The organism is Pseudomonas sp. PDM10, from assembly GCF_014852295.1.
Lineage (GTDB): Bacteria > Pseudomonadota > Gammaproteobacteria > Pseudomonadales > Pseudomonadaceae > Aquipseudomonas.
Map to the genome: position 1 here is coordinate 223,661 of NZ_JACVBJ010000004.1, position 26,937 is coordinate 250,597.

At 59.3% G+C, this 26,937-nt stretch carries 20 protein-coding genes and 2 pseudogenes; 9 read left to right on the forward strand and 13 right to left on the reverse strand.

The window, feature by feature from the left end:
- Positions 1 to 92: 92 nt before the first annotated feature.
- Complete coding sequence (locus IB252_RS15535; RefSeq protein ID WP_192409427.1) at positions 93 to 2,090, reverse strand: alpha-1,4-glucan--maltose-1-phosphate maltosyltransferase; 1,998 nt, start codon at positions 2,088 to 2,090, stop codon at positions 93 to 95.
- 230 nt (positions 2,091 to 2,320) lie between these two features.
- Between IB252_RS15535 and IB252_RS15540 the strand changes: the two genes are divergently transcribed.
- Entirely contained in the window at positions 2,321 to 2,488 is a 168-nt protein-coding gene (locus IB252_RS15540; RefSeq protein ID WP_192409428.1) for a hypothetical protein, read from the forward strand.
- A gap of 113 nt (positions 2,489 to 2,601) precedes the next feature.
- Here the strand turns inward: IB252_RS15540 and IB252_RS15545 are convergent, their stop codons facing one another.
- The gene (locus IB252_RS15545) at positions 2,602 to 3,108 is read right to left on the reverse strand and encodes an MgtC/SapB family protein (protein ID WP_192409429.1); all 507 of its coding nucleotides are present in this window, start codon (positions 3,106 to 3,108) and stop codon (positions 2,602 to 2,604) included.
- Between the two features lie 122 nt (positions 3,109 to 3,230).
- On the opposite strand from IB252_RS15545, the gene IB252_RS15550 reads away from it, so the two are divergent.
- From IB252_RS15550 to mapR, 3 genes are all read left to right on the forward strand, one after another.
- Positions 3,231 to 3,464, forward strand: a complete 234-nt coding sequence (locus IB252_RS15550; protein WP_111451581.1) for a DUF3203 family protein — start codon at positions 3,231 to 3,233, stop codon at positions 3,462 to 3,464.
- 195 nt (positions 3,465 to 3,659) lie between these two features.
- The gene (ccoG, locus tag IB252_RS15555) at positions 3,660 to 5,090 is read left to right on the forward strand and encodes a cytochrome c oxidase accessory protein CcoG (RefSeq protein WP_192409430.1); all 1,431 of its coding nucleotides are present in this window, start codon (positions 3,660 to 3,662) and stop codon (positions 5,088 to 5,090) included.
- Positions 5,091 to 5,291: 201 nt separating this feature from the next.
- Positions 5,292 to 6,701, forward strand: coding sequence for a GntR family transcriptional regulator MpaR (mapR, locus tag IB252_RS15560; protein WP_076031034.1), 1,410 nt, complete (start codon positions 5,292 to 5,294; stop codon positions 6,699 to 6,701).
- 119 nt (positions 6,702 to 6,820) lie between these two features.
- Here the strand turns inward: mapR and IB252_RS15565 are convergent, their stop codons facing one another.
- The 7 genes from IB252_RS15565 to tpx all read right to left on the reverse strand — a co-directional run bounded on the left by IB252_RS15565 (position 6,821) and on the right by tpx (position 19,735).
- On the reverse strand, positions 6,821 to 7,567 hold the full coding sequence (locus tag IB252_RS15565) for an SDR family oxidoreductase (protein WP_008150878.1): 747 nt from the start codon (positions 7,565 to 7,567) through the stop codon (positions 6,821 to 6,823).
- A gap of 93 nt (positions 7,568 to 7,660) precedes the next feature.
- Positions 7,661 to 9,742: a putative bifunctional diguanylate cyclase/phosphodiesterase gene (locus IB252_RS15570; RefSeq protein WP_192409431.1), complete on the reverse strand. Its 2,082-nt coding sequence runs from the start codon at positions 9,740 to 9,742 to the stop codon at positions 7,661 to 7,663.
- Between the two features lie 314 nt (positions 9,743 to 10,056).
- Positions 10,057 to 11,538, reverse strand: coding sequence for an efflux transporter outer membrane subunit (locus tag IB252_RS15575; RefSeq protein ID WP_192409432.1), 1,482 nt, complete (start codon positions 11,536 to 11,538; stop codon positions 10,057 to 10,059).
- On the reverse strand, positions 11,535 to 14,642 hold the full coding sequence (locus tag IB252_RS15580) for an efflux RND transporter permease subunit (protein WP_192409433.1): 3,108 nt from the start codon (positions 14,640 to 14,642) through the stop codon (positions 11,535 to 11,537). Before IB252_RS15580 ends, IB252_RS15575 begins: the two co-directional genes overlap by 4 nt.
- Positions 14,639 to 17,743, reverse strand: coding sequence for an MdtB/MuxB family multidrug efflux RND transporter permease subunit (locus tag IB252_RS15585; RefSeq protein WP_192409434.1), 3,105 nt, complete (start codon positions 17,741 to 17,743; stop codon positions 14,639 to 14,641). The genes IB252_RS15580 and IB252_RS15585 overlap by 4 nt, the downstream gene beginning before the upstream one ends.
- Positions 17,740 to 19,056 carry an MdtA/MuxA family multidrug efflux RND transporter periplasmic adaptor subunit gene (locus IB252_RS15590; RefSeq protein ID WP_192409435.1) on the reverse strand — a complete coding sequence of 439 codons (1,317 nt, stop codon included), beginning with the start codon at positions 19,054 to 19,056 and terminating at the stop codon, positions 17,740 to 17,742. The genes IB252_RS15585 and IB252_RS15590 overlap by 4 nt, the downstream gene beginning before the upstream one ends.
- Positions 19,057 to 19,234: 178 nt before the next feature.
- The gene (gene tpx, locus IB252_RS15595; protein ID WP_008150862.1) at positions 19,235 to 19,735 is read right to left on the reverse strand and encodes a thiol peroxidase; all 501 of its coding nucleotides are present in this window, start codon (positions 19,733 to 19,735) and stop codon (positions 19,235 to 19,237) included.
- Positions 19,736 to 20,119: 384 nt separating this feature from the next.
- Between tpx and IB252_RS15600 the strand changes: the two genes are divergently transcribed.
- From IB252_RS15600 to IB252_RS15610, 3 genes are all read left to right on the forward strand, one after another.
- Positions 20,120 to 20,545, forward strand: a complete 426-nt coding sequence (locus tag IB252_RS15600; protein ID WP_192409436.1) for a YciI family protein — start codon at positions 20,120 to 20,122, stop codon at positions 20,543 to 20,545.
- 239 nt (positions 20,546 to 20,784) lie between these two features.
- Entirely contained in the window at positions 20,785 to 22,062 is a 1,278-nt protein-coding gene (locus tag IB252_RS15605; RefSeq protein WP_192409437.1) for a YncE family protein, read from the forward strand.
- 652 nt (positions 22,063 to 22,714) lie between these two features.
- A complete protein-coding gene (locus IB252_RS15610) occupies positions 22,715 to 22,945 on the forward strand; it encodes a hypothetical protein (RefSeq protein ID WP_225607460.1) in 231 nt (76 codons plus the stop codon).
- Here the strand turns inward: IB252_RS15610 and IB252_RS30150 are convergent.
- Positions 22,915 to 23,028: pseudogene (locus IB252_RS30150) on the reverse strand (DUF3313 domain-containing protein); the annotation flags it as partial. The gene IB252_RS15610 and the pseudogene IB252_RS30150 sit on opposite strands and share 31 nt — an antisense overlap.
- A gap of 83 nt (positions 23,029 to 23,111) precedes the next feature.
- Here IB252_RS30150 and IB252_RS30155 point away from each other — a divergent pair.
- Positions 23,112 to 23,345, forward strand: a pseudogene (locus IB252_RS30155) (hypothetical protein); the annotation flags it as partial.
- 30 nt (positions 23,346 to 23,375) lie between these two features.
- Positions 23,376 to 23,507, forward strand: coding sequence for a hypothetical protein (locus tag IB252_RS15615; protein WP_318652729.1), 132 nt, complete (start codon positions 23,376 to 23,378; stop codon positions 23,505 to 23,507).
- Between the two features lie 226 nt (positions 23,508 to 23,733).
- Here the strand turns inward: IB252_RS15615 and IB252_RS15620 are convergent, their stop codons facing one another.
- From IB252_RS15620 to IB252_RS15630, 3 genes are all read right to left on the reverse strand, one after another.
- A complete protein-coding gene (locus tag IB252_RS15620) occupies positions 23,734 to 24,702 on the reverse strand; it encodes a hypothetical protein (protein ID WP_192409439.1) in 969 nt (322 codons plus the stop codon).
- 77 nt (positions 24,703 to 24,779) lie between these two features.
- A complete protein-coding gene (locus IB252_RS15625) occupies positions 24,780 to 25,259 on the reverse strand; it encodes a DUF934 domain-containing protein (RefSeq protein ID WP_192409440.1) in 480 nt (159 codons plus the stop codon).
- Complete coding sequence (locus tag IB252_RS15630) at positions 25,256 to 26,929, reverse strand: nitrite/sulfite reductase (protein ID WP_192409441.1); 1,674 nt, start codon at positions 26,927 to 26,929, stop codon at positions 25,256 to 25,258. Before IB252_RS15630 ends, IB252_RS15625 begins: the two co-directional genes overlap by 4 nt.
- Between the last annotated feature and the right edge of the window lie 8 nt (positions 26,930 to 26,937).

Consider the following 26,937-nt stretch of genomic DNA (forward strand, 5'->3'; position numbering starts at 1 on the left):
GCGGCCCCCAATCCGCCCAGACACCGCATTAACAAGATTAAAAGTGTGCGACTGCTTCGCAGCCGAACGGGGATAAATCCCCTCGCCACAAGTCAAGAGGTTGTGATCCGCCAGATCCCGAACGGTTGATGCGCCGGGTCGATCCGCATGAATTGGTACTTGCCGTGCCAGGTCCAGCGATGACCGCTCATCAAGTCTTCGCCCTGGGTGCTGGCGTCGTCGGGCAAGCCCATTTCCCACAGCGGCAATTCGAAGTTCGCTTCCTGGACGTTATGCGGATCAAGGCTGACGGCCACCAGAATGAAATTGCTGCCATCGGCGCTGCGTTTGCCAAAATACAGAATGTTGTCGTTCCAGGCGTTGTAGACCTTCAGGCCCAGATGCGTCTGCAGCGCCGGGTTCTGCCGGCGGATGCGGTTGAGCTGGGCGATCTCGGCAATGATGTTGCCCGGCGCATTGAAGTCCCGAGGGCGGATTTCGTACTTCTCGGAGTTGAGGTATTCCTCCTTGCCCGGCACCGGTGCCGCTTCGCACAGTTCGAAGCCTGAATACATGCCCCACAGACCAGAGCCCATGGTGGCCAGTGCCGCGCGGATCAGAAAACCGGCGCGCCCCGACTCATGCAAAAACGCCGGGTTGATGTCCGGTGTGTTGACGAAGAAGTTCGGCCGGAAGCATTCGCGCCACGGTGACTCGTTGAGTTCGGTGAAGTAGGTGGCCAGCTCGGACTTGTTGTTGCGCCAGGTGAAGTAGGTGTAGCTCTGGGAGTAACCGACCTTGCCCAGCCGCGCCATCATTGCCGGGGTGGTAAAGGCTTCGGCCAGGAAGATCACCTCGGGGTACAGCGCCCGCACATCAGCGATCAGCCATTGCCAGAACGGCAGCGGTTTGGTGTGAGGGTTGTCGACGCGAAACAGCTTCACCCCCTCCTCGACCCAACCCACCACGATGTCGCGCAATTCGACCCACAGACTCGGAATCGCATCGGTGGCATAGAAATCGACATTGACGATGTCCTGGTATTTCTTCGGCGGGTTCTCGGCGTATTTGATCGTGCCGTCGGGGCGCCAGTTGAACCAGCCCGGATGCTGTTGCAGCCACGGGTGATCCTGAGAACACTGAATCGCAAAATCGAGGGCGATTTCCAGTCCATGGTCTGCGGCCCTCGCGACAAGTCGGCGGAAGTCTTCGCGCGTGCCCAGCTGCGAATGAATGGCTTCATGCCCACCCTCTTCGCTGCCAATGGCATACGGACTGCCCGGATCGTCCGGGCCGGCGGTCAGGGAATTGTTCGGGCCTTTGCGGTAGCTGAGACCAATCGGGTGGATCGGCGGGAAGTACAGCACATCGAAACCCATGTCCTGGATCATCGGCAGCCGCGAATGTACATCGTTGAAGGTACCATGACGGGCCGGATCATCAGTGATCGAACGCGGAAACAATTCATACCAACTGGCGAACTGCGCCAGGTCCCGCTCGACGTCGAGCGGGTACTCAGGGCTGATGCTCAAATAGGGACGATGATCGGCCTGCGTCATCAGCTCAGCGCTACGCTGGTGCAGAAACAGCTCGACCTGCTCGATTTCGAGCAACCCCGACAATTCATGGTGCAACGCCGTCAGTTGCTCGCTCAGCTGTCCTTCGGTGCGTTCGGCGGCTTGCTGGACCAGCGTTCGCCCCTCCTGCAACTCCAGGCTGATCGGCACCCTGGCCGCATGTTTTTTCTCCAGCTCGTAACAGAAGCTGGCGAACTGATCGATCCAGGCTTCGATGCAAAACACATAACGGCCCTGACGCGCGACCCGGAACTGGCCCTGCCAACCGTTATTGCCCAGCTCGGCCATGACTTCGCTTTGCCAGGTTTCCTCTCCCTCGGCGTGCCAGCGCACTCGCACGGCCAATTTGTCGTGACCGTCGGCAAACACTTTGCTGGTCACCACCACGTCCTGACCCATCACGGCTTTGACGGCGAACTGTCCGCCATCGAGGGTCGGCATGGTGTTTTCGATGGCGATCCGCGGCAGCAGTAAAGCCTGCGACAGCGGCATATGAGGGTTGTAGTTCAGCTCTGTCGGTTTTTCAGCAGTCATCGAGCATCTCTCCTTTACGCCCCATGGACGCTCTTGTGTCTGTGGCTTGTAACAGGATAGCCATCCCGCAGGATCGTCCGCCCCGGAATGAACTCACTTAGGTTCCGAGCGACAGGCGCCGGTAAAAGTTCACGAGGATTTGCCCGGGCCTTCGAAGGAATCAATTCCTGTACGCAGTGGTCAACACACTTAAGCACGACTTACGCCATGTGCCACCGGAGGTTGAATTTATGAGCATTCCGATCCCTGCCGAAACGCCTGATCCAAACATCGACAGCCCGACCATTCCGCCGACCGAGCCTGAACCTGTGCCTGAGCAAGACCCGCCCGGCACCACCCCGCCACCGCGCGAAGACCCGCCAGCGACGATACCGCCGGTGGTTGTCACACCCGAGTAGTGATCGTTCCCATGCTCCGCGTGGGAATGCAGCCCGGGACGCTCCGCGTCCCTGCCGAAGCGGACGCGGAGCGTCCATTGAGGCATTCCCACGCAGAGCGTGGGAACGATCATTCACGGACTTTGATCCTTGTCCTTGTCGATCATCCGCACAACGGCGGGCATCACGCTGAGAATCGCCAACGCCAGCAACGTACTGAGCACCGCCGTCGCCTCTCGCCCCAACCCGGCCGAGACGCCAATGGCGGCGGTCATCCACAACCCGGCGGCGGTGGTCAGGCCTTTGACGTGCCCCTCGTCGCCCTCGTTGTTTTTCAGAATAGTCCCTGCGCCAAGAAAGCCGATCCCGGCGATCACACCCTGCACCACCCGGCTCATGGCATCGGCTTGCGAGCCGGACATTTGCGGCACCAGCACGAACAGCGCGGCGCCGAGGGCCACCAGCATGTGGGTGCGAACCCCGGCGGCCTTGCCCTTGTGCTCGCGTTCGAAGCCGAGAATCCCGCCCAACACCGCCGCCATCAGCAAGCGCACGGTAATGCGCGTCAGTTGTGAAGCGTCGCCAACGTCGGCGAACTCCGCTTGCAGGGTCACCCAAACCTCATGCCACCAGGCGTTCATGGTGTTGTCCTTGTCAGGGGTCGTTTCAGGGTGGACCGCGTCGACCATTAATCGGTTGCACAGAACGATGATCCTCGGCTGCGCCCTAACGCTTTAGATCCCGCAGAAAAAAGGACACCTCCATGACTGTGCGCATCGAAAACCAGACCTGCTTCTTCATTACCGCGAACGGCGAAGAAATTCGTTTGTGTCCCGACGTCACCATCATTACCGACCCGGAAAAAGCCATGTCGGCGGTGGAGCTCAATGATCGGCGCTTCTACATTACCGAAGCAGAAGCCGACGCATTGACCGTAGCAGGCGCAGTCGACGGGCGTAAGCATTTGAAGGCCACCGACAGTGGTTCGGTGATTTGACTGATCAGCATCAATACCACCCGCAGACGCTTGATATAGGTGTCTGCGTCCTGCTGTAGCGGGTGCATCAACTTGTCGCAGGCAGCGGATCAATGGCCATCTGATCCGCTTTTTATTGCAATAGGTGAGTCTGTTATGCAAACAGATCGCCGCTCATAGTGCTCAGGCCTGATGGAGGCTGATGAGCGAAAGACCATGAGCGATAGAATCCCCGTCCGAATTGTTGAAAGTGCCCCGTCCGTTCAAAGCTATGAGCCTTCGCGTCCAAAGATGAAGGCCAAGTCCAGCGACAACCTGATCCACACCCGCAGCTTCACCGGTTTATTCCGCACCCTGCGCATGAGCGGCGCGGGGTTTCTGTTTTTGCTGTTCTTCGGCACGGTGTGGTTGAACTGGGGCGGTCGCCAGGCGGTGCTCTGGGACCTTTCCGAAAGCAAATTCCACATCTTCGGCGCGACCTTCTGGCCGCAGGATTTCATCCTGCTGTCGGCGCTGCTGATCATTGCCGCGTTCGGCCTGTTTGCGATTACCGTGTTCGCCGGGCGAGTCTGGTGCGGTTACACCTGCCCACAGAGTTCCTGGACCTGGATCTTCATGTGGTGCGAGAAGCTCACCGAAGGCGAACGCAACCAGCGGATCAAGCTGCAAGCCGCGCCCTGGGGCCTGAACAAACTGGTCCGGCGCTCGGCCAAGCACACCTTGTGGCTGGCCATCAGCCTGTTGACCGGCCTGACCTTTGTCGGCTACTTCACCCCGATCCGCCCGCTGGCCGAAGAACTGCTGACCTTGCAGATGGGCGGCGTCAGCCTGTTCTGGGTGCTGTTCTTTACCGGCGCGACTTACATCAACGCCGGTTGGTTGCGTGAAGCGGTGTGCATGCACATGTGTCCGTATGCGCGGTTCCAGAGCGTGATGTTCGACAAAGACACCCTGACCATCTCCTACGACGTGGCCCGTGGCGAAAACCGTGGCCCGCGCAAACGTGACGTGGCACCGGCAGAAGTCGGTCTCGGTGATTGCATCGACTGCCAGGTGTGTGTACAGGTCTGCCCGACCGGCATCGACATCCGCGACGGTTTGCAGATGGAATGCATCGGCTGCGCCGCGTGCATCGACGCCTGTGATTCGATCATGGACAAAATGGGCTACGCCCGCGGGCTGATCAGCTATACCTCCGAGCATCAATTGCAGGGTGGCAAGACTCATTTGTTGCGCCCGCGATTGATCGGCTACACCGCGGTCCTTCTGGTGATGATCGGTGCGCTTGCCCTGGCGCTGGTGGAGCGGCCGATGGTCTCGCTGGACGTGAGCAAGGACCGTGGCCTGTTCCGCGAGAACAGTCAGGGGCAGATCGAAAATATCTACAGCCTGAAAGTCATCAACAAGACCCAGCAACGTCAGGATTACCGTCTGACCCTGGTCGATGGCGACGGCTTCCAGTTGCAAGGCAAGACCGAACTGAGCCTGGCACCGGGCGAGATTGTGGATGTGCCGGTGTCGGTGGCGATGACCACGGAACGGCCGAGCAGCAGTTCGCAGACGATCAGCTTCAAGATTGTCGACAGTGATGAGCCAGGGATTTATAGCGTGGCGAAGAGCCGGTTTGTTGCGCCGATGAACCGTTGATCCCTTAGACTGCGGTGCCCTGTGGAAAGCAGGCTCCCTGTGGTTAGGGGGCTCTTGTGGCGAGGGGATTTATCCCCGTTGGGCTGCGAAGCGGCCCCAAAATTTTACGGCTGCTGCGCAACCGAACGGGGATAAATCCCCTCGCCACAAGAGCGCCCTCGCCACAACAGCTAATTGAACCCATTCGATTGCGGGACTTAGATGAAACGCTACGAAAAATTCGCCGACGACATCGCTGAACTGATCCGCTCCGGCGTTCTCGGCCCCGGCCAGCGTGTGCCATCGGTGCGCTACGCCAGCCAGACTTACGGGGTCAGCCCGTCCACGGTGTTCCAGGCCTATTACCTGCTCGAACGCCGCGGCCTGATCCGCGCTCGTCCACGTTCCGGCTACTTCGTCAACGCACACGCGCCAAGCCCGTTCTCGGAGCCGGTGATCAGCAGCCAGGTCAACGAGTCCACCGAAGTCGACGTCAGCGAACTGGTGTTCTCGGTCCTCGACTCGATCAAGGACCCGAACACCGTGCCCTTCGGTTCGGCCTTCCCCAGCCCGACCCTGTTCCCACTGCAGCGCCTGTCCCGCTCCCTGGCCAGCGCCGCGCGCGAGATGGACCCGCGCATGGTCGTCACCGACATGTCGCCGGGCAACCCGCAACTGCGTCGACAAATCGCCCTGCGCTACATGGTCGGCGGGTTGATGCTGCCCATGGAAGAACTGCTGATCACCAACGGCGCGCTGGAAGCGCTGAACCTGTGCCTGCAAGCGGTCACCGAGCCCGGCGATCTGGTGGCCATCGAAGCCCCGGCGTTCTATGCGTGCCTGCAGATCCTCGAGCGGCTCAAGCTCAAAGCCGTGGAAATCCCGGTGCATCCGCGCGATGGCATCGACCTTGGCGTACTCGCGCAAACCCTGGCACGGCACCCGATCAAGGCTGTCTGGTGCATGACCAGCTTCCAGAACCCGATGGGCGCGACAATGCCCGAGGCGAAGAAGCAGGAACTGGTTGAGCTATTGCGCAGCCATCAGGTGCCGCTGATCGAAGACGACGTCTACGCCGAACTGTATTACGGCCAACAGGCGCCGAAACCGGCCAAGGCTTTTGATACCGAAGGGCTGGTGATGCACTGCGGTTCGTTCGCCAAAAGCCTGGCCCCCGGCTACCGCATCGGCTGGGTTGCCGCCGGGCGTTATGCGCAGAAGATCGAACGGCTGAAACTCATGACGTCGCTGTGTGCGTCGATGCCGGCCCAGGCGGCCATCGCCGATTACCTGCAACACGGCGGCTACGACCGGCATTTGCGAAAACTGCGCTACGCCCTGGAAGAACAGCAAAGCGCCATGCTCGCCGCCATCGCGCGCTACTTCCCGGCGCAGACTCGCGTCAGCCAACCGGCCGGCGGCTACTTTTTGTGGCTGGAATTGCCACCGCAGATGGATTCGCTGAAGTTGTTTCAGATGGCGTTGGCGCAAGGGATCAGCATTGCGCCCGGGCCGATTTTCTCACCGACCCAGCGCTTCAGGAATTGTATCCGCCTGAACTACGGCAGCCCCTGGGATGAGACGGCCGAGAAGGCGATGGAGACGTTGGGGCGGATTGTGCGGTCGTTCTGAATGATCGTTCCCACGCTCTGCGTGGGAATGCCTCTAGGGACGCTCCGCGTTCCAGCTCTCGAAAGGGACGCAGAGCGTCCCGGGCTGCATTCCCACGCAGAGCGTGGGAACGATCAGGGTTAACGCCCACCACCAAGGTCGACGAACGTCCCGGTCGCATAGGAAGCCTTGTCCGACAGCAACCACACAATCGCCTCAGCCACTTCTTCCGGACGCCCGCCCCGAGCCATCGGGATCGCCGACTCCAGCTTGCTGACCCGATCCGGGTCACCGCTCAACGCATGGAAATCGGTGTAGATGTAACCCGGGCGCACGGCGTTGACGCGGATGCCTTCGCCAGCCACTTCCTTGGACAGGCCGATGGTGAACGTATCCAGCGCACCTTTGGAGGCGGCGTAGTCGACGTATTCATTGGGCGCGCCCAGGCGTGAGGCCACCGAGGACACGTTAACGATGCTGCCACCCTGCCCGCCATGCTTGGGCGACATGCGCAGGATCGCGTGTTTCGCGCAGAGGATCGGCGCCAGGACGTTGGTCCTGAGGATCTTGAGAATACGGAACTCAGACATTTCATCGATCCGGGACTTCTGTCCGACGGTGCCGGCGTTGTTCACCAGTGCCGTGACCCGGCCCAACTCCGTGTCCACGCGATGGAACAGCGCGATCACTTCATCTTCGATGCTGACGTCAGCGCGCACCGCGATGGCTTGGGCGCCGAGGGCGCGGACTTGCTCCAGCACCGTTTGCGCAGCGGATTCGTCGGCCAGGTAGTTGATGCAGATCTTATAGCCTTGTTCGGCGGCCAACAGGGCTGTGGCGGCGCCGATACCACGGCTGCCGCCAGTGATGACGATGACTTTGTCCATGCGAAATTTCCCCCATACCAAGCGTTAGCGGTCGGGGCCAAGAATAACCGTCATCGCTGGCTTTTGCATGGGCTCACATCAATCACATCGTTCTCAACTCACCGCCAATTGCTCTGCACGCAGAATATCCACCATGAAGCGTTCAGCCGGCAGCGGGTGCCCGAGCAGGTAACCCTGAAGCGAATCACAACCGAGTTGCGTCAGGAAGTCTTGCTGCGAGTCGGTTTCCACCCCTTCGGCGACGATCCGCAACCCCAGTGCCTGGCCGAGGGCAACGATGGCGGAAACGATGGCGGCGTCATCGCTGTCACGCTCCAGATCGCGGACAAAACCACGATCGATCTTCAGTTCGTTGGCGGGCAAGCGCTTGAGGTACATCAAGCTCGAATAGCCGGTGCCAAAGTCGTCGATCGACAGGTCGACACCCATTGTCGACAGTTCCTGAAGCACCGTCATGCTCGCATCGGCATCGCTCATGGCGGTAGTTTCGGTGATCTCGAGGGTCAGGCTGTTGGCCGGCAAATGGTGAGTGGCCAAGGCTTTGGCGACGCTCTGGACCAGGCCTGCGTGGCAGAACTGCAGGGCTGAAAGGTTCACCGCGATGCGCCAGTCGGTGTACCCGAGCACGTACCACTCGCGCATCTGGCGGCAGGCTTCGTTGAGCACCCATTCGCCAATCGGAATGATCAGCCCGGTCTTTTCCGCCAGTTCGATGAACTTGTCCGGGAGCAACATGCCCTGGGTCGGATGCTCCCAGCGCAGCAATGCCTCGGCACCGACCGGCCGGCCATTGTTGGCATCGAACTTGGGTTGGTAATAGAGACTGAATTGCTGCTGATCGAGGGCGATACGCAAGTCCTGCAGCAATTGCAGCTGTTTACGCGCGTTGCTGTTCATCGAGGCATCGAAGAAGCTATAGCCGTTTTTCCCGGCGCCCTTGGCGTGATACATCGCCGCGTCGGCGTTCATCAGCAACTCTTCGGCGGTTTCACCGTTACCGGGATAAATCGCGATGCCGACACTGGCAGAAATCTGCAAGTCATGTTCGGCGACCCGGAACGAACGCGCGATCAGCCCGACCTGGCGGGCTGCCAGGCTCAATGCGTCATTCTGTTCGCCGAGCTGCACCAGTAAAACGAACTCATCACCGCCGATCCGCGCCAGGGTGTCATGGCTGCGCAAATCCTCGCGCAAGCGCAGACCGACTTCACGCAACAACAGATCGCCCATATGGTGACCGAAGGCATCGTTGACGGGTTTGAAACCGTCCAGATCGATGAACATCAACGCGAAACAACCGCCCTGCTCCTGCACCATGGACATCGCCTGATCGATACGGTCAGCCAGCAACACGCGATTCGGCAGGCCGGTCAGGGTGTCATGCAAGGCCAGTTGAGTCAGTTCGCGGTTGGCCTCGGTCAATGAGTGGGCAAGGCTTGCGGTGCGGGCCTCAAGGCGCGCATCGAGGATCGAAGTCAACAAGGCAAGGCTCAACACTGCCAGGGTGGTGATCAGCACCAGATTGTCCAGGCCCTTGCCGTTCAGGCCGCTGACGGCCGCGCCACAGAAGCTGCCCTCCGGGAAACGTGCCGCCGCCATGCCGGTGTAATGCATGCCGACGATCGCGAACCCCATGATCACCGCCGCACCGCCACGGATCAGGCCGACATAAGGCGTGTGCTGGCGCAGGCGGAAAGCGATCCATAACGCGGCGCCCGAGGCGACTACGGCGATCAGCAGCGAGGCGCCGAACAGCGTCGGATCGTAATCGATACCCGGCTGCATGCGCATGGCGGCCATGCCGGTGTAGTGCATCGCGCTGATCCCGGAACCCATGACCAGCGCGCCGAATGCCAATTGCCAGGCTGGCAATTGTGGCTGGCTGACCAGCCACAGGGCAAAGCCGCAGGACAGGATGCCAGTCAGCAGTGACAGCAACGTGATGCCGACGTCGTAACCGAGGTCGATGGGCAATTTGAACGCGAGCATGCCGATGAAATGCATCGACCACACGCCAACCCCCATGGCAAAGGCGCCGCCCGCCGTCCATAGATGCACGGCCCGGCCCTTGGCCGTGGCGATGCGTTCGGTCAGGTCGAGCGCGGTATAGGAGGCGAGAATCGCCACAAAAAGCGAGATGATGACCAGCGTGGGGGAATAGCTACCGATAAGCATGAGACTACTCGCGACAGCCCCTCCGTACTGCTTCCATTCTCGGGGGGGCAAATCGGGCGATTGTACTGATTGCGCAAAAGAACGCACTGACAAAATAATCAAATGGCCATCAAGCCGATGAAACGCTTGTTTGACACCTCGCGACGGCCACGACCTGTGGTGAGGGGATTTATCCCCGTTCGGCTGCGAAGCAGTCGTGAGATCAGACTATGCGGTGTTTCAGGTAGACCGCAGATACAGGTTTTACGACGGCTTTGCCGCCGAACGGGGCGGTGCGACGTTTCGCTAAATCCCCTCACCACAGGTCGCAGCCCCTACTCTTTTTCGCTTACTTGCAATGCCCCATCCCAGCCACCGCCCAATGCCGCGATCAACTGCACGCTGGCAATCAACCGGCTCTGCAACAGGCTAAGCACGCTGCGTTCATTGTTCAACGCTGTGGCCTGAACGACCACCACGCCCAGATAAGCGATCACACCGGCCTTGTACTGGTTCTGGGTCAGGCGCAAGGATTCACGCGCCGCGTCCAGTGCTTCCTGGCGCACGCCCGCTTCGTCTTCCAGAACCTTGAGCTGCACCAGATAGTTTTCCACTTCACGGAAGCCATCGAGCACGGTCTGGCGGTACTTGGCCACGGTTTCGTCGTACGCCGCTTCGCTGCGGTCGACTTCCGCAGAGCGCTGGCCGCCGTCGAACAAGGTCATGGCCAATTGCGGTCCGACCGACCAGAAGCGGTTTGGCAAGCTGATCCAGTTGGCATAGGTGCTGCTGCTATAGCCACCGTTCAGACTCAAGGTGAAGTCCGGGTAATAGGCCGCCTTGGCCACACCGATGTTGGCATTGGCCGCCATCACCGAGCGTTCGGCGGAGGCGATGTCCGGGCGGCGCTCGAGCAATTGCGAAGGCAGGCTCAGCGGTATCTCGGGCAACGCGGGAATGTCTTTGGTTTCAGCGAGGCTGAACTCGGCCGGCGGTAGCCCGATCAGTACGGCGATGGCATTCTCGAATTGAGCACGCTGCCAGATCAGATCGACCCTGTCAGCCTGGGTGCTTTTGAGCTGAGTCTGGGCCTGCGCCACCGCGTCCTTGCCGGAGACACCCGCGCGGTACTGGTTTTCAGTCATTGTCAGCGAGCGCTGATAGGCCTCGACCGTCGCTTCCAGCAGGCGTTTCTGCTCGTCGATCACCCGCAATTGCAGGTAGTTCTGCACCAGTTCCGACTGCTGGCTCAAGCGCATCGCCGCCAGATCGGCATAACTCGCCTCGGCGTTGGCGGTGTCGGCTTCAAGGCCTCGGCGCAACTTGCCCCAAACGTCGGCCTCCCAACTGACGCCGGCCTGTGCGGTGTAAGTGTCGCGAATCCCGCTGGAAGAACTGGTCAGGCTCGAACTGCTGCTGCCGGTGCCCTGGCTGGAGCGGTTTTTCCCGACGGTCAGGTCCACGGTCGGGAAAAACGCGCCACGGGCACTGCGCACCAAGGCCTGGGCCTGACGGTACTGGGCTTCGGACTGCGCGACGGTCTGGTTGGCACTGTTTAGCTTTTCGATCAGGCCATTGAGCTGCTGATCGCCATACAACTCCCACCAGGCGCCACGGGCCAGGGAATCGCTGGGATTGGCCTGACGCCAGCCTGCCGCTTCCTTGTATTGCGCCGGCGCAGCCGCTTGCGGGCGCTGGTAATCCGGGCCGATGGCGCAGGCGCTGAGCATCGCCACGCACAGCGCCAGGCTCAACAAACGCGAGCCTCGGGCTGTTACCAGCGGTGCAGCCAGAGTGATAAGCGAACGGTCAGTCATAGCGGAGTTTCCAGAGCAGCATCGGTACGCACCCCACGCCAGTGGTTGAAGCGATGGCGCAGTTTGTCGAGATAGAGGTAAACCACCGGGGTGGTGTAAAGGGTCAGCACCTGGCTGAAAACCAGTCCGCCAATGATCGTCAGGCCCAGTGGCTGACGCATTTCCGCACCTTCGGCACGGCTCAGCAGCAACGGCAACGCGCCGAGGATCGCCGCCAGGGTGGTCATCAGAATCGGCCGCAGACGTTGCAGGCAAGCGCTGCGAATAGATTCCAGCGGCGCCATGCCCTGATGCCGTTCCAGCTGCAAGGCCAGGTCGATCATCAGAATGGCGTTTTTCTTCACCACGCCGATCAGCAGGAACAGCCCAAGCAACGAAATCAGGCTGAACTCACCACCCAGCGCGTAAATCGACAGCAACGCGCCAACCCCGGCCGATGGCAAGGTCGAAAGAATGGTCAGCGGATGGATGTAGCTTTCATACAGCACACCGAGCACCAGATACACCGCCACCAGCGCTCCGAGAATCATCCACGGCTGGCTCTTCTGGGTCGCGGCAAAGGCGTCGGCAGTGCCGGCCATTTTCACGATCACGTCTTCCGGCATACCCAGTCTGGCGATAGCCCGCTCGATGGCCGCCGTGCCCTGCTCCACCGCCACGCCTTCGGCCATGTCGAAGGAAATGCTCTCGGAGGCGAATTGGCCTTCATGGCTGACGCGGTCGTCTTCCAGGCTGTTTTCGTAATGAGCGATGGTCGAGAGCGGAATCCGCGCACCGTCAGCGGTGATCACCTGAACCTGTTTGAGGGTGATCGGGTCCTGGGCATATTTCGGATTGACCTCCATGACCACCTGATACTGGTTAAGGCTGTCGTAAATCGTCGAAATCTGCCGCTGGCTATAGGCGTTGTTCAGCACCGCGGTGACCATGTCCATGTCGACGCCCAGGCGTTTGGCCTGATCGCGGTCGACGATCAGGGTCACCTGTTGGGCGCCGCGCCCTTCACGGGCGTCAATCGCGGTCAGTTCCGGCAAAGCCTTGAGTGCGGTAACAACTTTCGGATACCACTCGCGCAACTCGCCAAGGTCGGCGCTTTGCAGGATGTAGGAATACTGGGACGTGGTCTGTTCACGACCGCCCCCAAACTGCAGGTCCTGATCGGCCATCAGCATCAGCTGTGCACCGGCGACCTTGGGCATTTCCTTGCGCAGGCGCTCAATGACCTTTTGCGCAGAAATGTTGCGTTCCTTGATCGGTTTCAGCCGCACCAGCATGAAGGCGTTGTTGGTGCCGTTGGTGCCGCCGATGAAGCCGGCAACGCTTTGCACCGCGTCATCCTTGAGCACGGCGCGGCGGAAGGTTTCCATTTTTGGCTGCATCACATTGAATGACAATCCGTCGTCACCGCGCACGAAACCGATCAGTTGGCCGGTGTCCTGCTGAGGCATAAATGTTTTAGGAACAACGACATACAGCGCAATGTTAACGCCGACTGTCACGATCAGGCTAAGCAACGTCAACCGGCGGTGACGCAGCACCCAGTCAAGGCTTGTGGCGTATTTGCCGACCATCCACTCGTTGGCGCGCTGGCTCCAGCGCTGCAAACGGTTTTCCTCACCCGGCGTATGCGGCTTGAGCCAGCGGGCGCAGAGCATCGGCGTCAGCGTCAAGGAGACCACCAGCGACACCACGATGGACGCCGCCAACGTGATGGAAAACTCGCGAAACAGGCTTTCGACAATCCCGCCCATAAACAGGATCGACAGGAACACCGCCACCAGCGAGGCGTTCATCGACAGCAAGGTGAAGCCGACTTCCTGCGCCCCGAGGTACGCGGCCTTCATCGGCGGTACGCCTTTGTCGATGTGCCGGGAAATGTTCTCCAGCACCACAATGGCATCGTCCACCACCAGCCCGGTGGCCAGAATCAGCGCCATCAGCGACAGGTTGTTCAGGGAGAATCCGTATAGGTACATCACCGCAAAGGTGCCGACCAGCGACACAGGCACCGCAAGGGTCGGAATCAACGAGGCGCGGAAGTTACCGAGGAACAGGAACACCACCAGAATCACCAGCGCCACGGCAATCAGCAGGGTCATTTCCGCTTCGTGCAAGGTCGCCTTGATCACCGGCGACCGGTCCATCGCCACGTTCAGCTTCACGCTGGCCGGCAAAACGGCCTGCAACGCTGGCAGTTGAGCCTTGATTTCGTTGACCGTCTCGATGATGTTGGCGCCGGCCTGGCGGTTGATCACCAGCAGTACCGCCGCGTCGTTGTTGAAGAAGCCGCTGTTGTAGCGGTCTTCGACGCCGTCGCTGACCTTGGCCACGTCCTTCAGGCGCAGGGCCGCGCCGTCCGCGTAGTGGATGATCAGCGACTCGTAATCCTTGGCTTTCTCAAGTTGATCGTTGGCCTGAACCTGCCACAGCCTCTGGGCATCTTCGACCGAGCCTTTGGGCCTGCGCACGTTGGCGTTGGCGATGGTGTTGCGCACATCGTCCAGCGCCACGCCGTACTGGTTGAGCGCCTGCGGTTCGAGTTCGATGCGCACCGCCGGCAGGGAACTGCCGCCAATCTGCACTTCGCCGACGCCCTGCACCTGAGACAAGCTCTGGGACAGAATCGTCGAGGCCAAATCGTAGAGCTGGCCTTTTTCCAGTACATCGGAGGTCAGCGACAGCACCATGATCGGCGCCTGGGACGGGTTGACCTTCTTGTAGGTCGGCATGCTGCGCATCCCGCTCGGCAGCAAATTGCGCGAAGCGTTGATCGCCGCCTGCACTTCCCGCGCCGCGCCGTTGATGTCGCGGTCCAGGTCGAACTGCAAAATCACCCGGGTCGAGCCCTGACTGGAGCGGCTGCTCATGGTGTTGACCCCGGCGATGGCGCCGAAGGAGCGTTCCAGTGGAGTGGCCACCGTCGAGGCCATGACTTCCGGGCTCGCACCGGGCAGACTCGCCTGGACCACGATCACCGGGAAGTCCATCTGCGGCAGCGGCGATACCGGCAACAAGCCGAAGCTCACACCGCCCAGCAGCAGAATCGCCAGGCTCAGCAACATCGTTGCGACCGGGCGCTTGATGAAGGGTCCGGACAGGTTCATGGCTGTTCTGCCGCTTCCACGGCTTCAGGCTTGCGACCCCAGCGCCGACCGAGGCGGTCGAAGTACAGGTAGATGACCGGAGTGGTAAACAGCGTCAGCACCTGACTCACCAACAAGCCACCCACCATCACCAGACCCAACGGTTGACGCAGTTCCGCGCCGGAACCAGTCGCCAGCATCAGTGGCACCGCGCCGAACAACGCGGCCAGCGTGGTCATCAGAATCGGCCGGAAACGCAGCAGCGCCGCCTGATAGATCGCTGTTTCCGGGTCCATGCCCTGATTGCGCTCAGCGTCGAGGGCGAAGTCGATCATCATGATCGCGTTCTTTTTCACGATACCGATCAACAAAATGATGCCGATGATCGCGATCATGCCCAGATCATTGCCGCTCAACAGCAACGCCAACAAGGCGCCGACCGCCGCCGAGGGCAAGGTCGAGAGAATGGTGATCGGGTGGATGTAGCTCTCGTAGAGCACGCCGAGCACGATGTACATGGTGACCACCGCCGCCAGAATCAGCAGCAAGGTGCTCGACAGCGACGCCTGGAATGCCTCGGCCGCGCCCTGGAACTGGGTCTGCACGCCAATCGGCATGCCGATGTCCTTCTGCACCTGGTCGATGATCTCCACCGCATGCCCCAGCGCCACGCCGGGCGCGAGGTTGAAGGACATCATCACCGCCGGAAACTGCCCGATATGAGTGATCGCCAGTTGGGCCTGACGCTCCTCCATGTGCGCCAGACTGGACAGGCGCACTTGCCCGCCATCGGTGGTTTTCACGTGAATCTGGTTCAGCGCCTCCGGGCCGATCCTCTCGCCCGACTGCGATTGCAGCACCACGCGGTACTGGCTGGCCTGGGTGTAGATGGTGGAAATCTGTCGCTGACCGAAGGCGTCGTACAGCGCATCAGTGATGTTCGACACCGACACACCGACCCGCGACGCCGCATCGCGGTCAATCACCAGATAGACCTGTAGGCCTTTGTCCTGCAAATCGCTGGCAACGTCGGTCAGCTCCGGCCGTTGGGCCAGTGCGTCCACCAGACGACCGCTCCACAGAGTGAGCAACTCCGAGTCCGGCGACGACATGCTGAACTGATATTGAGTCCGGCTGACGCGGTCTTCGATGGTCAGGTCCTGCACCGGTTGCATGAACAGGCGAATGCCGGTGAGTTTGTCCAGTTCCGGTTGCAGGCGTGCAATCACCTCGGTGGCGCTCAGGTCGCGATTGCTGTGGGATTTGAGGTTGATCAGCAGACGGCCGCTGTTCAGTGTCGAGTTGTCACCGTCGATGCCGATGTAGGACGACAGGCTCTCCACCGCCGGATCCGCCAGGATCACTTTGGCCAGTTCCTGCTGACGTTCGCTCATGGCTGCAAAGGAAATCGACTGCGGCGCTTCGGAAATACCCTGGATCACCCCGGTGTCCTGCACCGGGAAAAAGCCCTTGGGCACCACCATGTAAAGGAACACGGTCAACGCCAGAGTGCCGATGGCCACCATCAGGGTCAGCGGTTGATGCTTGAGAACCCACTTTAACTTGCGCCCGTAAGCCGCGATCATCCAATCAATTGTGGCGCCGCTGGCCCGGTAGAAACGGCCCTGCTCTTCTTCCTTCGGCTCACGTTTGAGCAAACGCGCGCACATCATCGGCGTCAGGGTCAGGGAGACGACAAGGGAAATCAGGATCGCCACCGCCAGGGTGATGGCAAATTCGCGGAACAGCCGCCCCACTACGTCGGCCATGAACAGCAGCGGGATCAGTACGGCGATCAGCGACAGGGTCAGGGAGATCAGGGTGAAGCCGATCTGCTTGGCGCCCTTGAGCGCCGCATTCAGGGGGCTGTCGCCCTCTTCGATAAATCGGGAAATGTTCTCCAGCATGACGATCGCATCGTCCACCACGAAACCGGTGGCGATGGTCAGTGCCATCAGGGTCAGGTTGTTGACCGAGAAGCCCGCGAGGTACATCACGCCGAAGGTGCCGATCAATGACAGTGGCACGGCCACTGACGGAATGATCGTGGCGCTGGCCCGACGCAGGAACAGGAAGGTCACCATCACGACCAGCGCAATGGCGATCAACAATTCGTGCTGCACGTCGGTGACCGAGGCGCGAATGGTCTGGGTGCGGTCGGTCAGCACGGTCACTTCGAGACCGGCCGGCAGGTTGTCAGTGATGCTCGGCAGCAGGGCTTTGATCCGGTCAACCACTTCGATGACGTTGGCGCCAGGCTGACGCTGGATGTTCAGCAGCACGGCCTGGTTTTCATTGGCCCACGCCGCCAGACGTTCGTTTTCCGCGCCATCGACGATCTCTGCCACATCCTTGAGCCGCAACGGTGCGCCGTTGGCGTAGGCGAGGATCAGGTTGGCGTAGTCCTTGGGCGAGGTCAGTTGATCGTTTGCATCGAGCATCGACACCCGGGTCGGGCCGTCGAAATTGCCCTTGGGCTGGTTGACGTTGGACGCACCGATCAAGGTGCGTACGTCCGACAGGTTCAAGCCATTGGCCGCCAGCGCCTCGGGATTGACCTTGATCCGCACCGCCTGACGCTGGCCGCCGGCGATGCTGACCATGCCGACGCCGCTGATCTGGGCAATTTTCTGCGCCATGCGCGTGTCGACCAAGTCATTGAGCTTGGGCAGCAGCATGGTCTTGGAGGTGATGGCCAGGGTCAGCACCGGGGTGTCCGCCGGGTTGACCTTGTTGTACACCGGCGGCGCCGGCAGGTCCTTGGGCAGCAAATTGGTCGCAGCGTTGATCGCCGCCTGCACCTGCTGCTCGGCGACGTCCATGTTGATGTCGAGGCTGAAACGCAGGGTCAGCACTGAAGCGCCGCCGGAACTGGTCGAGGCCATCTGGGTCAGGCCGGGCATCTGCCCGAATTGACGCTCAAGGGGCGCCGTCACGGCGCTGGTCATCACATCCGGGCTGGCACCGGGATACAGCGTCATGACGCGGATGGTCGGGTAATCGACCTGAGGCAATGCCGACACCGGCAACAGCCGATAGGCGATCACGCCGGCCAGGATAATGGCCAGCATGCTCAGGGTCGTGGCGACCGGGCGAAGGATGAACAGCCGCGAGATGTTCATGCGCCGCCCTTTTTCGCCTTGTCGGTGGTCGTCGCGTCAGGCGTCGAAGCGGCCGATTTGCCTTGCAGGTGCCCGGTCGGGGTGGTCGGTACATCCTTGGTGTCGTTGACCACTTCCACTTCGCTGCCTTCCTTCAAGCGGTCGGTGCCTTCAAGGACCACGCGATCCCCAGGGGCCAGGCCTTCGGTAACCACGGTGTTTTCACCATCACTGGCGCCGACTTTCAACTGACGAATCGCGACTTTCTTGTCACCGTCCAGGGCGTAGACAAACGTGCCGTTGGTGCCGAACTGAATCGCTGCCGAAGGTGCGAGCACCACGTCTTTGAGGGTGTCGGCCAGCAGGTGGACGTTGACGAACTGGTTCGGGAACAGCGCCTGATCGCGGTTTTCGTAACGCGCCTTGAATTTCAGGGTGCCGGTGGTGACGTCGATCTGGTTGTCCAGGCTCTGCAAGACGCCAGTGGCCTGCAACTTGGTGTCGCCACGGTCCCAGGCTTCGGCGGGCAGTTTGGCACCGGTGCGATAACGGGCCAGCACGGTCTCCAGGCTGTTTTCCGGCAAGGTGAAGGCAACGCTGATCGGTTGGGTCTGGGTGATGATCACCAGGGCGGTGGTGTCGTTGGCTGCCACCAGGTTGCCGACATCCAGCTGACGCAAGCCCACACGCCCGGCAATCGGGGCGCGGATTTTGGTGAATTCCAGATTGAGCTTGGCGTCGTTGACTGCCGCCTGATTGGTTTTGACTGTGCCCTGATACTGACCCACCAGCGCTTCGGCGGTGTCCAGGGTCTGTTTGGCGATACTGTCTTCGCGATACAGGCCGCGATAGCGTTCCACATCGACCTGGGCGTTTTTCAGTTGTGCCTGGTTCTGCAGCAAGGTGCCTTCGGCCTGAAGCAAGGCGTTCTGGTAAGGACGCGGGTCGATTTCAGCCAGCAGATCGCCAGCCTTGACCATCTGCCCTTCCTCGAATGAAATCTTCATCAGCTCACCACCGACGCGGCTGCGCACATTAATGGTGTTCAGCGCCGTCACGGTGCCCAGCGCCTTGTAGTACAGCGGGAAGTCGCCCTTGACCGCCGGCGCGACACGCACTGGAACCGGCCCGGTCGCCCCGCCGAAACCCGGGCGCATCCCCCCCGACTTGCCGGTATGCCCGGCAACAGCTTTTTGCCCTGCGCCCTCTTTTTGGGCAGTGCCAGCGGGCCAGAACTTCCAGCACAGGCCAGCGATGACCAACAGGACAAGCAGGCCGAACAGCCAGCGACGGGGACTACGGGAAACGGAGGATTGCATGGAATGATCAACCATTGGGCGCGTGGGCTTCTTCTACAGGAGGCTGAACGATAAGCACTGGCGGGCATTAAGCAAAGCGGCTTTACCGGCAATTTACCTTCGGCTTACGTAACAGGATGTTTTGCCAAGACACTGAATCACAAATGAAAACGGCCTGGACAGTGCCAGGCCGTTAACAATTGTAAAACTAGACTTACTTCAGAACAGCAAGTGCCGCTTCGTAGTTCGGTTCTTCAGCGATTTCCTTGACCAGTTCGCTGTGCAGAACGTTGTCGTTTTCGTCCAGAACCACGACGGCACGGGCGGTCAGGCCTTTGAGCGGGCCGTCAGCGATGGCAACGCCATAGTTCTCGATGAACTCGGCACCGCGCAGGGTCGACAGGTTCTGTACGTTTTCCAGGCCTTCGGCGCCGCAGAAGCGCGCTTGAGCGAACGGCAGGTCAGCGGAGATGCACAGTACGACCGTGTTGGCGACATCGCTGGCCTGGGCGTTGAACTTGCGAACCGACGTCGCGCAGGTTGGGGTATCGACGCTTGGGAAGATGTTCAGCACTTTGCGCTTGCCGGCGAAGCTCGCCAGGGTCACGTCGGACAGATTGCCGGCAACCAGGGAAAAGGCTGGCGCCTTGGAACCGGCTTGTGGCAGTTGGCCGTTGACTTGAACCGGGGAGCCTTTAAGAGTGACTTGAGCCATGAACGGAGTCCTTCTGAACGTTGTTGTAGAGAATTTTGAAGAGGCCGAAGTTAACCACGAAATGGCCCGACGACCTATGCCCAGATACAAATTGTGAAGTGTCGCCCTCTAAACTGGATACAACTCCAACAATCAACACAATTCCCTTGTGGGAGCGGGCTTGCTCCGGGCGGCGTTCCGACGAATACAGTGTGCCAGTCAAAGCAGATGTCGACTGACACGACGCCTTCGCGAGCAAGCCCGCTCCCACAGGGTCGGTGTACAGCGTACCGCCCTCGCCAGCCGCAACCAGGCGTTCATGACGAAAGGCAGCCAGCGTTGTCGATTCAGGCGACGGCCATTCGACTAGTCTGTGAGTCACTCACATCCAGCGGAGATAAGACCATGCGATTCATGATCATTGTGAAAGCCAGCCCCGACTCCGAGGCCGGTGTGATGCCCAGCAAAGAACTGATGACTGCGATGGGCAACTACAACGAGGAATTGACCAAGGCCGGCATCCTCATCGACTGCGATGGCCTGCAGCCCAGTAGCAAAGGCGCCCGTGTACGTTTCTCGGGTGACCAGCGCACGGTGATCGATGGCCCGTTCGCCGAAACCAAGGAGCTGATCGCCGGCTATTGGTTATGGGAGGTAAAGTCGAAAGAGGAAGCCATCGAATGGGTCAAGCGCTGCCCGAACCCGATGCCGGGGACAGAGGCCGAGATCGAAATTCGCCCGGTGTACTCGGCCGAGGATTTCGGTTCCGAGTTCACGCCTGAGCTGCGTGAGCAGGAAGAGCGAATTCGGGCGCAGGCGAAGAAGAGCTGAGTAGGTGATCCCTGTGGAAGCGGGCTTGCTCGCGAAGGCGTTGTTTCAGCCTACATATCTATTGGCTGGGCAATCGCTTTCGCAGGCATGCTTGCGATACATGTCTGCGATATAAATTCAACCCTCAACATGACCTGGCTGTCGACTCATCATTGACAGTCATTGCAATTCGCTTATTTCCAATCATTCTAAACAACTGTCAAGAATGACAGTTACGCGAAAAGAATTTCTTTTTTTTAATGAGCGTTCCCCCGTTTGCCGGAGAGACATATCCAATGTTTAGCTCATCGATCTTCTTTTCTGAAAGTCCACGTGCGGTGCCTCGCGACTGTGCCAGTACTTGGTATGTAACCTCACCCGGCAAAGAGTTAAAGGAAATTCAGGTCCAAGTACAAGTACAAAACCAACCCACACAAAATATCGCCGTCAGCGTGACGTTACCATCTGGCTTTCACTACGCCGACGGCACCTATGGCAAACAGGTATTCCATCCTGACGCGAACGGAAAAATAAACCTTCAAGGTTTGACGTGTGAAGCAGCTGTTTCCAATGGCCAATACTGGTTGCTCGCCGAGCATTCGGATGGCCAGGCATGGGCTGAAATTATCGTTCAAGCGGATACGATTCCTACTCCGGGGCAGGCTTACGAGACTGTTTTCAATTCGGACGGGAGTCGCGCGTATGTCAACTCTGCTATAGATAGCGATTTCACTATTTCGATCATAGATACAAAAAGCCAAACAATTATTGCCAGCCTTGACGACGTAGACAGCCCAAGTGGAATCGCTCTAAGCCCGGACGAAAACCATCTCTATATTTGTCATTATTTTCCTAACACACTTTCAGTGGTAGACACTCGAACACTATCGACTGTAGGAGTACTCCCGCTAGGAGTTTATCCGTCGAATATTTTTCTGCATCCGAATAACGCCCTTGCTTATATAAAAGGAGAAAATAGGATCCTGGTTGTCGATTTGGACAGACTTAGAGTCGTTACCACGATCAATACCGGCAATGTAAATGGCCTTGTATTTGGTCCCAACTCGAAGGCCTACGCCCTCGTTTTTGACGCACCTTTTGTTGAAAGCGTTGTTAAAGTCCTTGACACCCGCGACCACCTTGTCACCAGAACCCTTCCCCTTGGCGGAGTCGCCTCCAGGATCGGCATCAGTACAGATAGCCTTAGCGTTTATGTACCTATTTTTACTAGGGGACCATTTGATCCAGGCTCCTGGATTGCCGTCATCGACACATTGGTGGATGGGTTCCGGAATAATATTGAACATGGGGAAGTCGGCTTGGTAGAATTTGGCGTCAGCCCGGACGGGAAGCGACTCTATACTGCCAATTCGACCCCATTCGTCTTTAGCATTGATCTTCAGAGCTTGGCAGTGAAAAGTATTCCATTAGGTAACAACATCAGACCCTATTATCTTTCCGTGAGCCCTGACAATACTTGGATCTATGGCGGGGATCTTGGCAACGATAGATTGTTTGCACTGAACGTAAAAGAATAACTTAATAGGATATATTCGGCGCCCCCCATCTTTTTCCCACAGGGTAATTAAGCGCTGCACAGCAGCGCTTAATTCGCTCTGAATTGATCACCATAGATGAACTGCTGTGTGTGTGCAGATAACTAAATCGAGATTCGCCGGGTGTATTCCGCCGAAGATTTCGGTGTCGGGTTCATGCAGGAGTTGCCGGAACAGTAATCGCGAGTGCGGGCGCAGTCGAAAAAGAACTGAACAGTTCGAACAGAGGATCTACCTGATTAGATGATCAATTCTTCCTTAAGAAGCGCTGTCGATTCAGGTGATGGCCATTCGCAGCCACAAAACCGGTAAAGGCGTTTTAACTGACAAATCGAATCCGACGGTGTGAGGTGGCTGCTCCACCCAACGGGGACCACGAATCCCTCCCTTCGACTGGCGAACACCGCGTTAACTGCTAGCTTCAACAGACGTGCCCTACAGGCTTGAAAGGAAGGAGATTACGCAGTAATGGTCGAGAAGTGCCGGGTCGTCCAATGAGCCACTAATGAATGGGGGAAACGGAGAATCAGCACTCGCCCTATCCAAACGGCGCTACAGTACCGGTGAAATAACAGGCAACAGTTCACGCTGTTCACCGGGATCAACGTCATCTTCGGCAAATGAGGACTTTGATATGCACATTGCAATTCGCGCAGCCGGTTTCAGCCTGATGACGATGTTCGTAAGTTGCGGCGTCGGTGCCCAGGAGCTTGATACGCGGATCGCCAAGATCGCGATGGAACACGAAATGCCAGCCCATGAATCGATCGCCAGGCTATGCCGAACTGGACTGCCAACAGGCGATTCGACGATGGGCCTCTCAGCCTCAACACATCATTTAGACTTGAGCTTCAAATACGACTGATGCAGATCTGAGACCCAGCCATCGATCACACCCTTCACGTCATCAGCCTTCATGACCTGAGACTCGTTTTCCAAGGGTTTGCCTCACCCTCGGCGTTTTGCTATTGGCCATAGCGGGCATCGGCTGGTTTCTGTTCAGCAGCAAACCGGCCCCCGTGAGCTAGCCCCACGGCCCAGCCTCCAACCACCTGGAATGGACGGCAAAAAAAGGCGATCTGGTCCATGCCGGTTTTGCCGTCGACCTGAAGGACAAGAGCGCCACTGTCGAAATCGAAACCTGCGCCCGCTGCCACTCGCGCCGCGCGCCACTGGGCGACGGCTTCACCGCCGACAAGCGTCTGATGGATGACTACCTGCCGTGCCCCCTGACCCGCGAGTTGTACAGCGGCAAGGTCGATGAAGCCTGCCAAGAGCTGGAACGGCTGCTGAAAGTGCACCCGGCCAATCGCAATGCCCGGTTGTCGTTGATCCAGTACTACCTGGATAACGGGCAGGAACCCAAGGCGCAGGTGCTGTTGCAGGGCTGGAAGAAAATGAACAGGGGGGATCCGGCGTTGAAGTGATCTGGAGTACATCCTTGAGATCCACCCCCTCACCCCAACCCTCTCCCCACGGGGGCGAGGGGAAAGGGAGCCGATCTTCAAGCCTTTCAAAACCGGAGATCGACTCGAAATTTCAGGTCGATATAACTCGAAAAAACTCCTCGGCCAGTCCCCTCTACCCCTTGGGGCGGTCCGACGTTTCGGGAGGGTTAGGGTGAGGGGTGGATCTAAATAACACCGCACATCCTCACCAGGACGATCCACTCTTGGCCGCCAACTCCCGCCGACTATTCGCCCGCATCGCCTTGATCAACGACACCGTGCCCACCAGCAAAATCGCCGCACCGAACAGGAAGTCAATGTTGTACAGCTGAAAGTCCTGCAACGGCCCCACCAGAAACACCCGGATCGCCCCGATACTCACCAGCGTGGCCAGAAAATCAATGCCTGGCTCGTCGCGATAAAACACGTGCATCAACGGCAGGCAAATGACCAGCAGCAACAGCAAGACAATCACCTTGAACGAGCCCTTGCGCTCGACGCTGAACGCGCATTCATTGGCGGCGTAAGGTTTGTAATCCTCGTCGCGCACCAGCGAGTTTTTCTCATTGATGTACTCGACCCGGTTGTACTTTTGAATAGGCGTAAAGGTGTTCGACATCTCCATCACCGTGGTGATGTGGCGGAAGCGCAAGTCGATGCGCTCATTGCCCTTGAGGTAATACAGCACCGGTTTATAGCCATAGCGGTAGGTGTCGAAGGGAAACTCGGTGGCGCGCCCCTGCACGCCAATCGGGCGTGGCTCGAGCTCCGCGTAGGCGCTTTTGTTGTCTGAGGCGAGGTTACGGCTCAGGGGTTTGATCCTGACCTGTTCGAGGAAAATCGGCGTGGCGCCGTAGGACCATTGCAGCGGTTCCAGGCGCAAGCGCAGCTCGTTACGGCCCAGGTCGTAGCGGTTGAAGGTGCGTTCGGAAACAATCACCGCGCCGCTGAGCATGAACTCGCCACGCAGGTTGTTGGTGATGCGCAGGGTCAGCTGATCCTTGCCCAGCGACAGCGCATCGGCAGCCGGTGGCGTGCCGCACCAGGCGTAACTGTCGAACGCGCCACCCAACTGCCCGCCGCGGTTTTCCTGAAACACATAAAAGTAACCGCCCCATAGAGTCAACATCAGAAGTAACGCGGTTAACCCTAAAATCTTCTTGCCCACACTCAAACCAGACTCCTTTCGGTACGACTTCCTTATGAGATGCGGACTCTACCAAAGTGACATCATCGACCCAAGCGAAACCCTCAACGTCGCCTGAACAACGGCCGCGGTTCAATCACCGAACGCCCATACAGCACGCTCATCCCCGCCAGGCCCTTGAGCGCATCTTCGGCGGACTTGTCCTCACGCACCGCAAAGCTGTCGAACCCGCATTGACGCATGTGGCTGAGTTGATCGCGCAGTACGTCGCCGACCGCGCGTAACTCGCCCGTCCAGCCCAATCGAGTGCGCAGCAAGTACGCCTGGCTGTAACCGCGACCATCACGGAAACTCGGAAAATCCAGGGCAATCAGCGGCAGGTGTGAAAACCACGGTTTGAGGCTTTCCACCTCATCGTCCGGCCCCAACCACACGCCCTTTTGCGGTGGCCCTTCAAGCCAACGGGCCAACGGCAGAATCACCGCACCCGCCGGCCATTCATCGTTGACATTCCTGACCAGGGTCCAGGGATCATCAGCGACAATCCGCGCCACACCCTCCTCCAGCCGCAGCAAATTGTTCATGCCGACACCTCCAGCAGCTTCGGATAGACCTGCTCTTTGAACGGTTCCAGACCGATGCGCTGCAAGGTGTCGACAAACACTTCCTCACTCTCGCGGTAATTGACGAACGTGGCGATGATTTGCTCGATCACCTCGGGCACTTCGGCGGCGCTAAAAGACGGGCCGATGACTTTGCCCAATGCGCTGTTCTTGCCCTGAGCACCGCCGAGGGTGATCTGGTACCACTCGCTGCCGTTCTTATCGACCCCCAGAATGCCTATGTTGCCGATGTGGTGGTGGCCGCAGGCGTTCATGCAGCCAGAGATGTTCAGGCTGATGTCGCCCAGATCATGCAGATAGTCGAGGTCTTCGAAGCGTGCCTGTATGGCTTGCGCGATGGGGATTGACTTGGCATTGGCCAGCGCGCAGAAGTCGCCGCCGGGGCAGGCGATGATGTCGGTCAGCAAGCCGATATTGGCGCAGCCCAGGCCCTGTTCGCAGGCCAGGCACCAGAGCGAGTAGAGATCAGCCTTGGGCACGTCGGGCAACACAATGTTCTGTTCATGGGCGATGCGAATTTCGCCAAAACCGAACTGCTCGGACCAACGGGCAACCGCCTCCATTTGCTCGGCCGTGACATCACCCGGCGGCGAGGCAATACCCGGTTTGGTCGACAGCACCACGCTGGCATAGCCCGGCACTTTGTGCGGCTGAACGTTGCGCGACACCCAGCGGGCGAAGGCCGGGTTTTCGGAAAGGCGTGTGCCGAAATCAAGGTCGGTGTCCGCCAGAGCGCGATAGTCCGGCGGCACAAAAGCACTGGCCACGCGCTCATACTCGACATCGGTCAACTGCGCCGGGCCGTCCTTGAGGTACTGCCATTCCTCCTCCACTTCCCGGGCAAAGGCTTCGATGCCCAGCGCCTTGACCAGAATCTTGATCCGCGCTTTGTACTTATTGTCGCGCCGACCGTGGCGGTTGTAGACCCGCAGCACCGCCTCGACGTAGGACAGCAGGTGCTGCCACGGCAACCCTTCGCGAATCTGTAAACCAAGGATCGGCGTGCGCCCCAACCCGCCGCCGACGATGACCCGCAGCAACATCTGTCCGTCGGGTCCCGGGTAAAGATAGAGGCCGATGTCATGCATCATGATCGCCGCCCGGTCCTGCTCCGCCGAGCAGATAGCGATCTTGAACTTGCGTGGCAGGAACAGGAATTCCGGGTTGATGGTCGACCACTGCCGGAGGATTTCCGCCAGCGGTCGCGGGTCGATCATTTCATCCGCAGCCACCCCGGCAAAGGCTTCGGTGGTGATGTTGCGCACGCAGTTGCCGGAGGTCTGGATCGCGTGCATTTCCACTTGCGCCAGGCGTTCGAGGATGTCCGGCACCTGGGCCAGTTCGATCCAGTTGAACTGCATGTTCTGCCGCGTGGTGAAGTGGCCGTAGCCACGGTCGTAATCCCGGGCGATGCTCGCCAGCGTGCGCATTTGCGGCGCGCTTAACGTGCCGTAAGGAATCGCCACGCGCAGCATGTAGGCGTGTTTTTGCATGTACAGACCGTTTTGCAAACGCAGCGGCAGGAATTCTTCTTCGCTCAACTCCTGCGCCATGAAGCGTTCGACCTGATCGCGAAACTGCGCGACCCGCTCAAAGACCAGGGCCCGGTCATAGTCATCGTACTGATACATGTGGCTAC

Coding starts and splice junctions, on each gene's coding strand:
- IB252_RS15580 (WP_192409433.1), bottom strand. CDS start 14,642: ATGAACCTGTCCGGACCCTTCATCAAGCGCCCGGTCGCAACGATGTTG.
- IB252_RS15575 (WP_192409432.1), bottom strand. CDS start 11,538: ATGACTGACCGTTCGCTTATCACTCTGGCTGCACCGCTGGTAACAGCC.
- IB252_RS15600 (WP_192409436.1), top strand. CDS start 20,120: ATGCGATTCATGATCATTGTGAAAGCCAGCCCCGACTCCGAGGCCGGT.
- IB252_RS15535 (WP_192409427.1), bottom strand. CDS start 2,090: ATGACTGCTGAAAAACCGACAGAGCTGAACTACAACCCTCATATGCCG.
- ccoG (WP_192409430.1), top strand. CDS start 3,660: ATGAGCGATAGAATCCCCGTCCGAATTGTTGAAAGTGCCCCGTCCGTT.
- IB252_RS15565 (WP_008150878.1), bottom strand. CDS start 7,567: ATGGACAAAGTCATCGTCATCACTGGCGGCAGCCGTGGTATCGGCGCC.
- IB252_RS15625 (WP_192409440.1), bottom strand. CDS start 25,259: ATGAACAATTTGCTGCGGCTGGAGGAGGGTGTGGCGCGGATTGTCGCT.
- IB252_RS15570 (WP_192409431.1), bottom strand. CDS start 9,742: ATGCTTATCGGTAGCTATTCCCCCACGCTGGTCATCATCTCGCTTTTT.
- IB252_RS15605 (WP_192409437.1), top strand. CDS start 20,785: ATGAGCGTTCCCCCGTTTGCCGGAGAGACATATCCAATGTTTAGCTCA.
- IB252_RS15585 (WP_192409434.1), bottom strand. CDS start 17,743: ATGAACATCTCGCGGCTGTTCATCCTTCGCCCGGTCGCCACGACCCTG.
- IB252_RS15540 (WP_192409428.1), top strand. CDS start 2,321: ATGAGCATTCCGATCCCTGCCGAAACGCCTGATCCAAACATCGACAGC.
- IB252_RS15630 (WP_192409441.1), bottom strand. CDS start 26,929: ATGTATCAGTACGATGACTATGACCGGGCCCTGGTCTTTGAGCGGGTC.
- IB252_RS15610 (WP_225607460.1), top strand. CDS start 22,715: ATGCACATTGCAATTCGCGCAGCCGGTTTCAGCCTGATGACGATGTTC.
- IB252_RS15550 (WP_111451581.1), top strand. CDS start 3,231: ATGACTGTGCGCATCGAAAACCAGACCTGCTTCTTCATTACCGCGAAC.
- IB252_RS15590 (WP_192409435.1), bottom strand. CDS start 19,056: ATGGTTGATCATTCCATGCAATCCTCCGTTTCCCGTAGTCCCCGTCGC.
- IB252_RS15545 (WP_192409429.1), bottom strand. CDS start 3,108: ATGAACGCCTGGTGGCATGAGGTTTGGGTGACCCTGCAAGCGGAGTTC.
- mapR (WP_076031034.1), top strand. CDS start 5,292: ATGAAACGCTACGAAAAATTCGCCGACGACATCGCTGAACTGATCCGC.
- tpx (WP_008150862.1), bottom strand. CDS start 19,735: ATGGCTCAAGTCACTCTTAAAGGCTCCCCGGTTCAAGTCAACGGCCAA.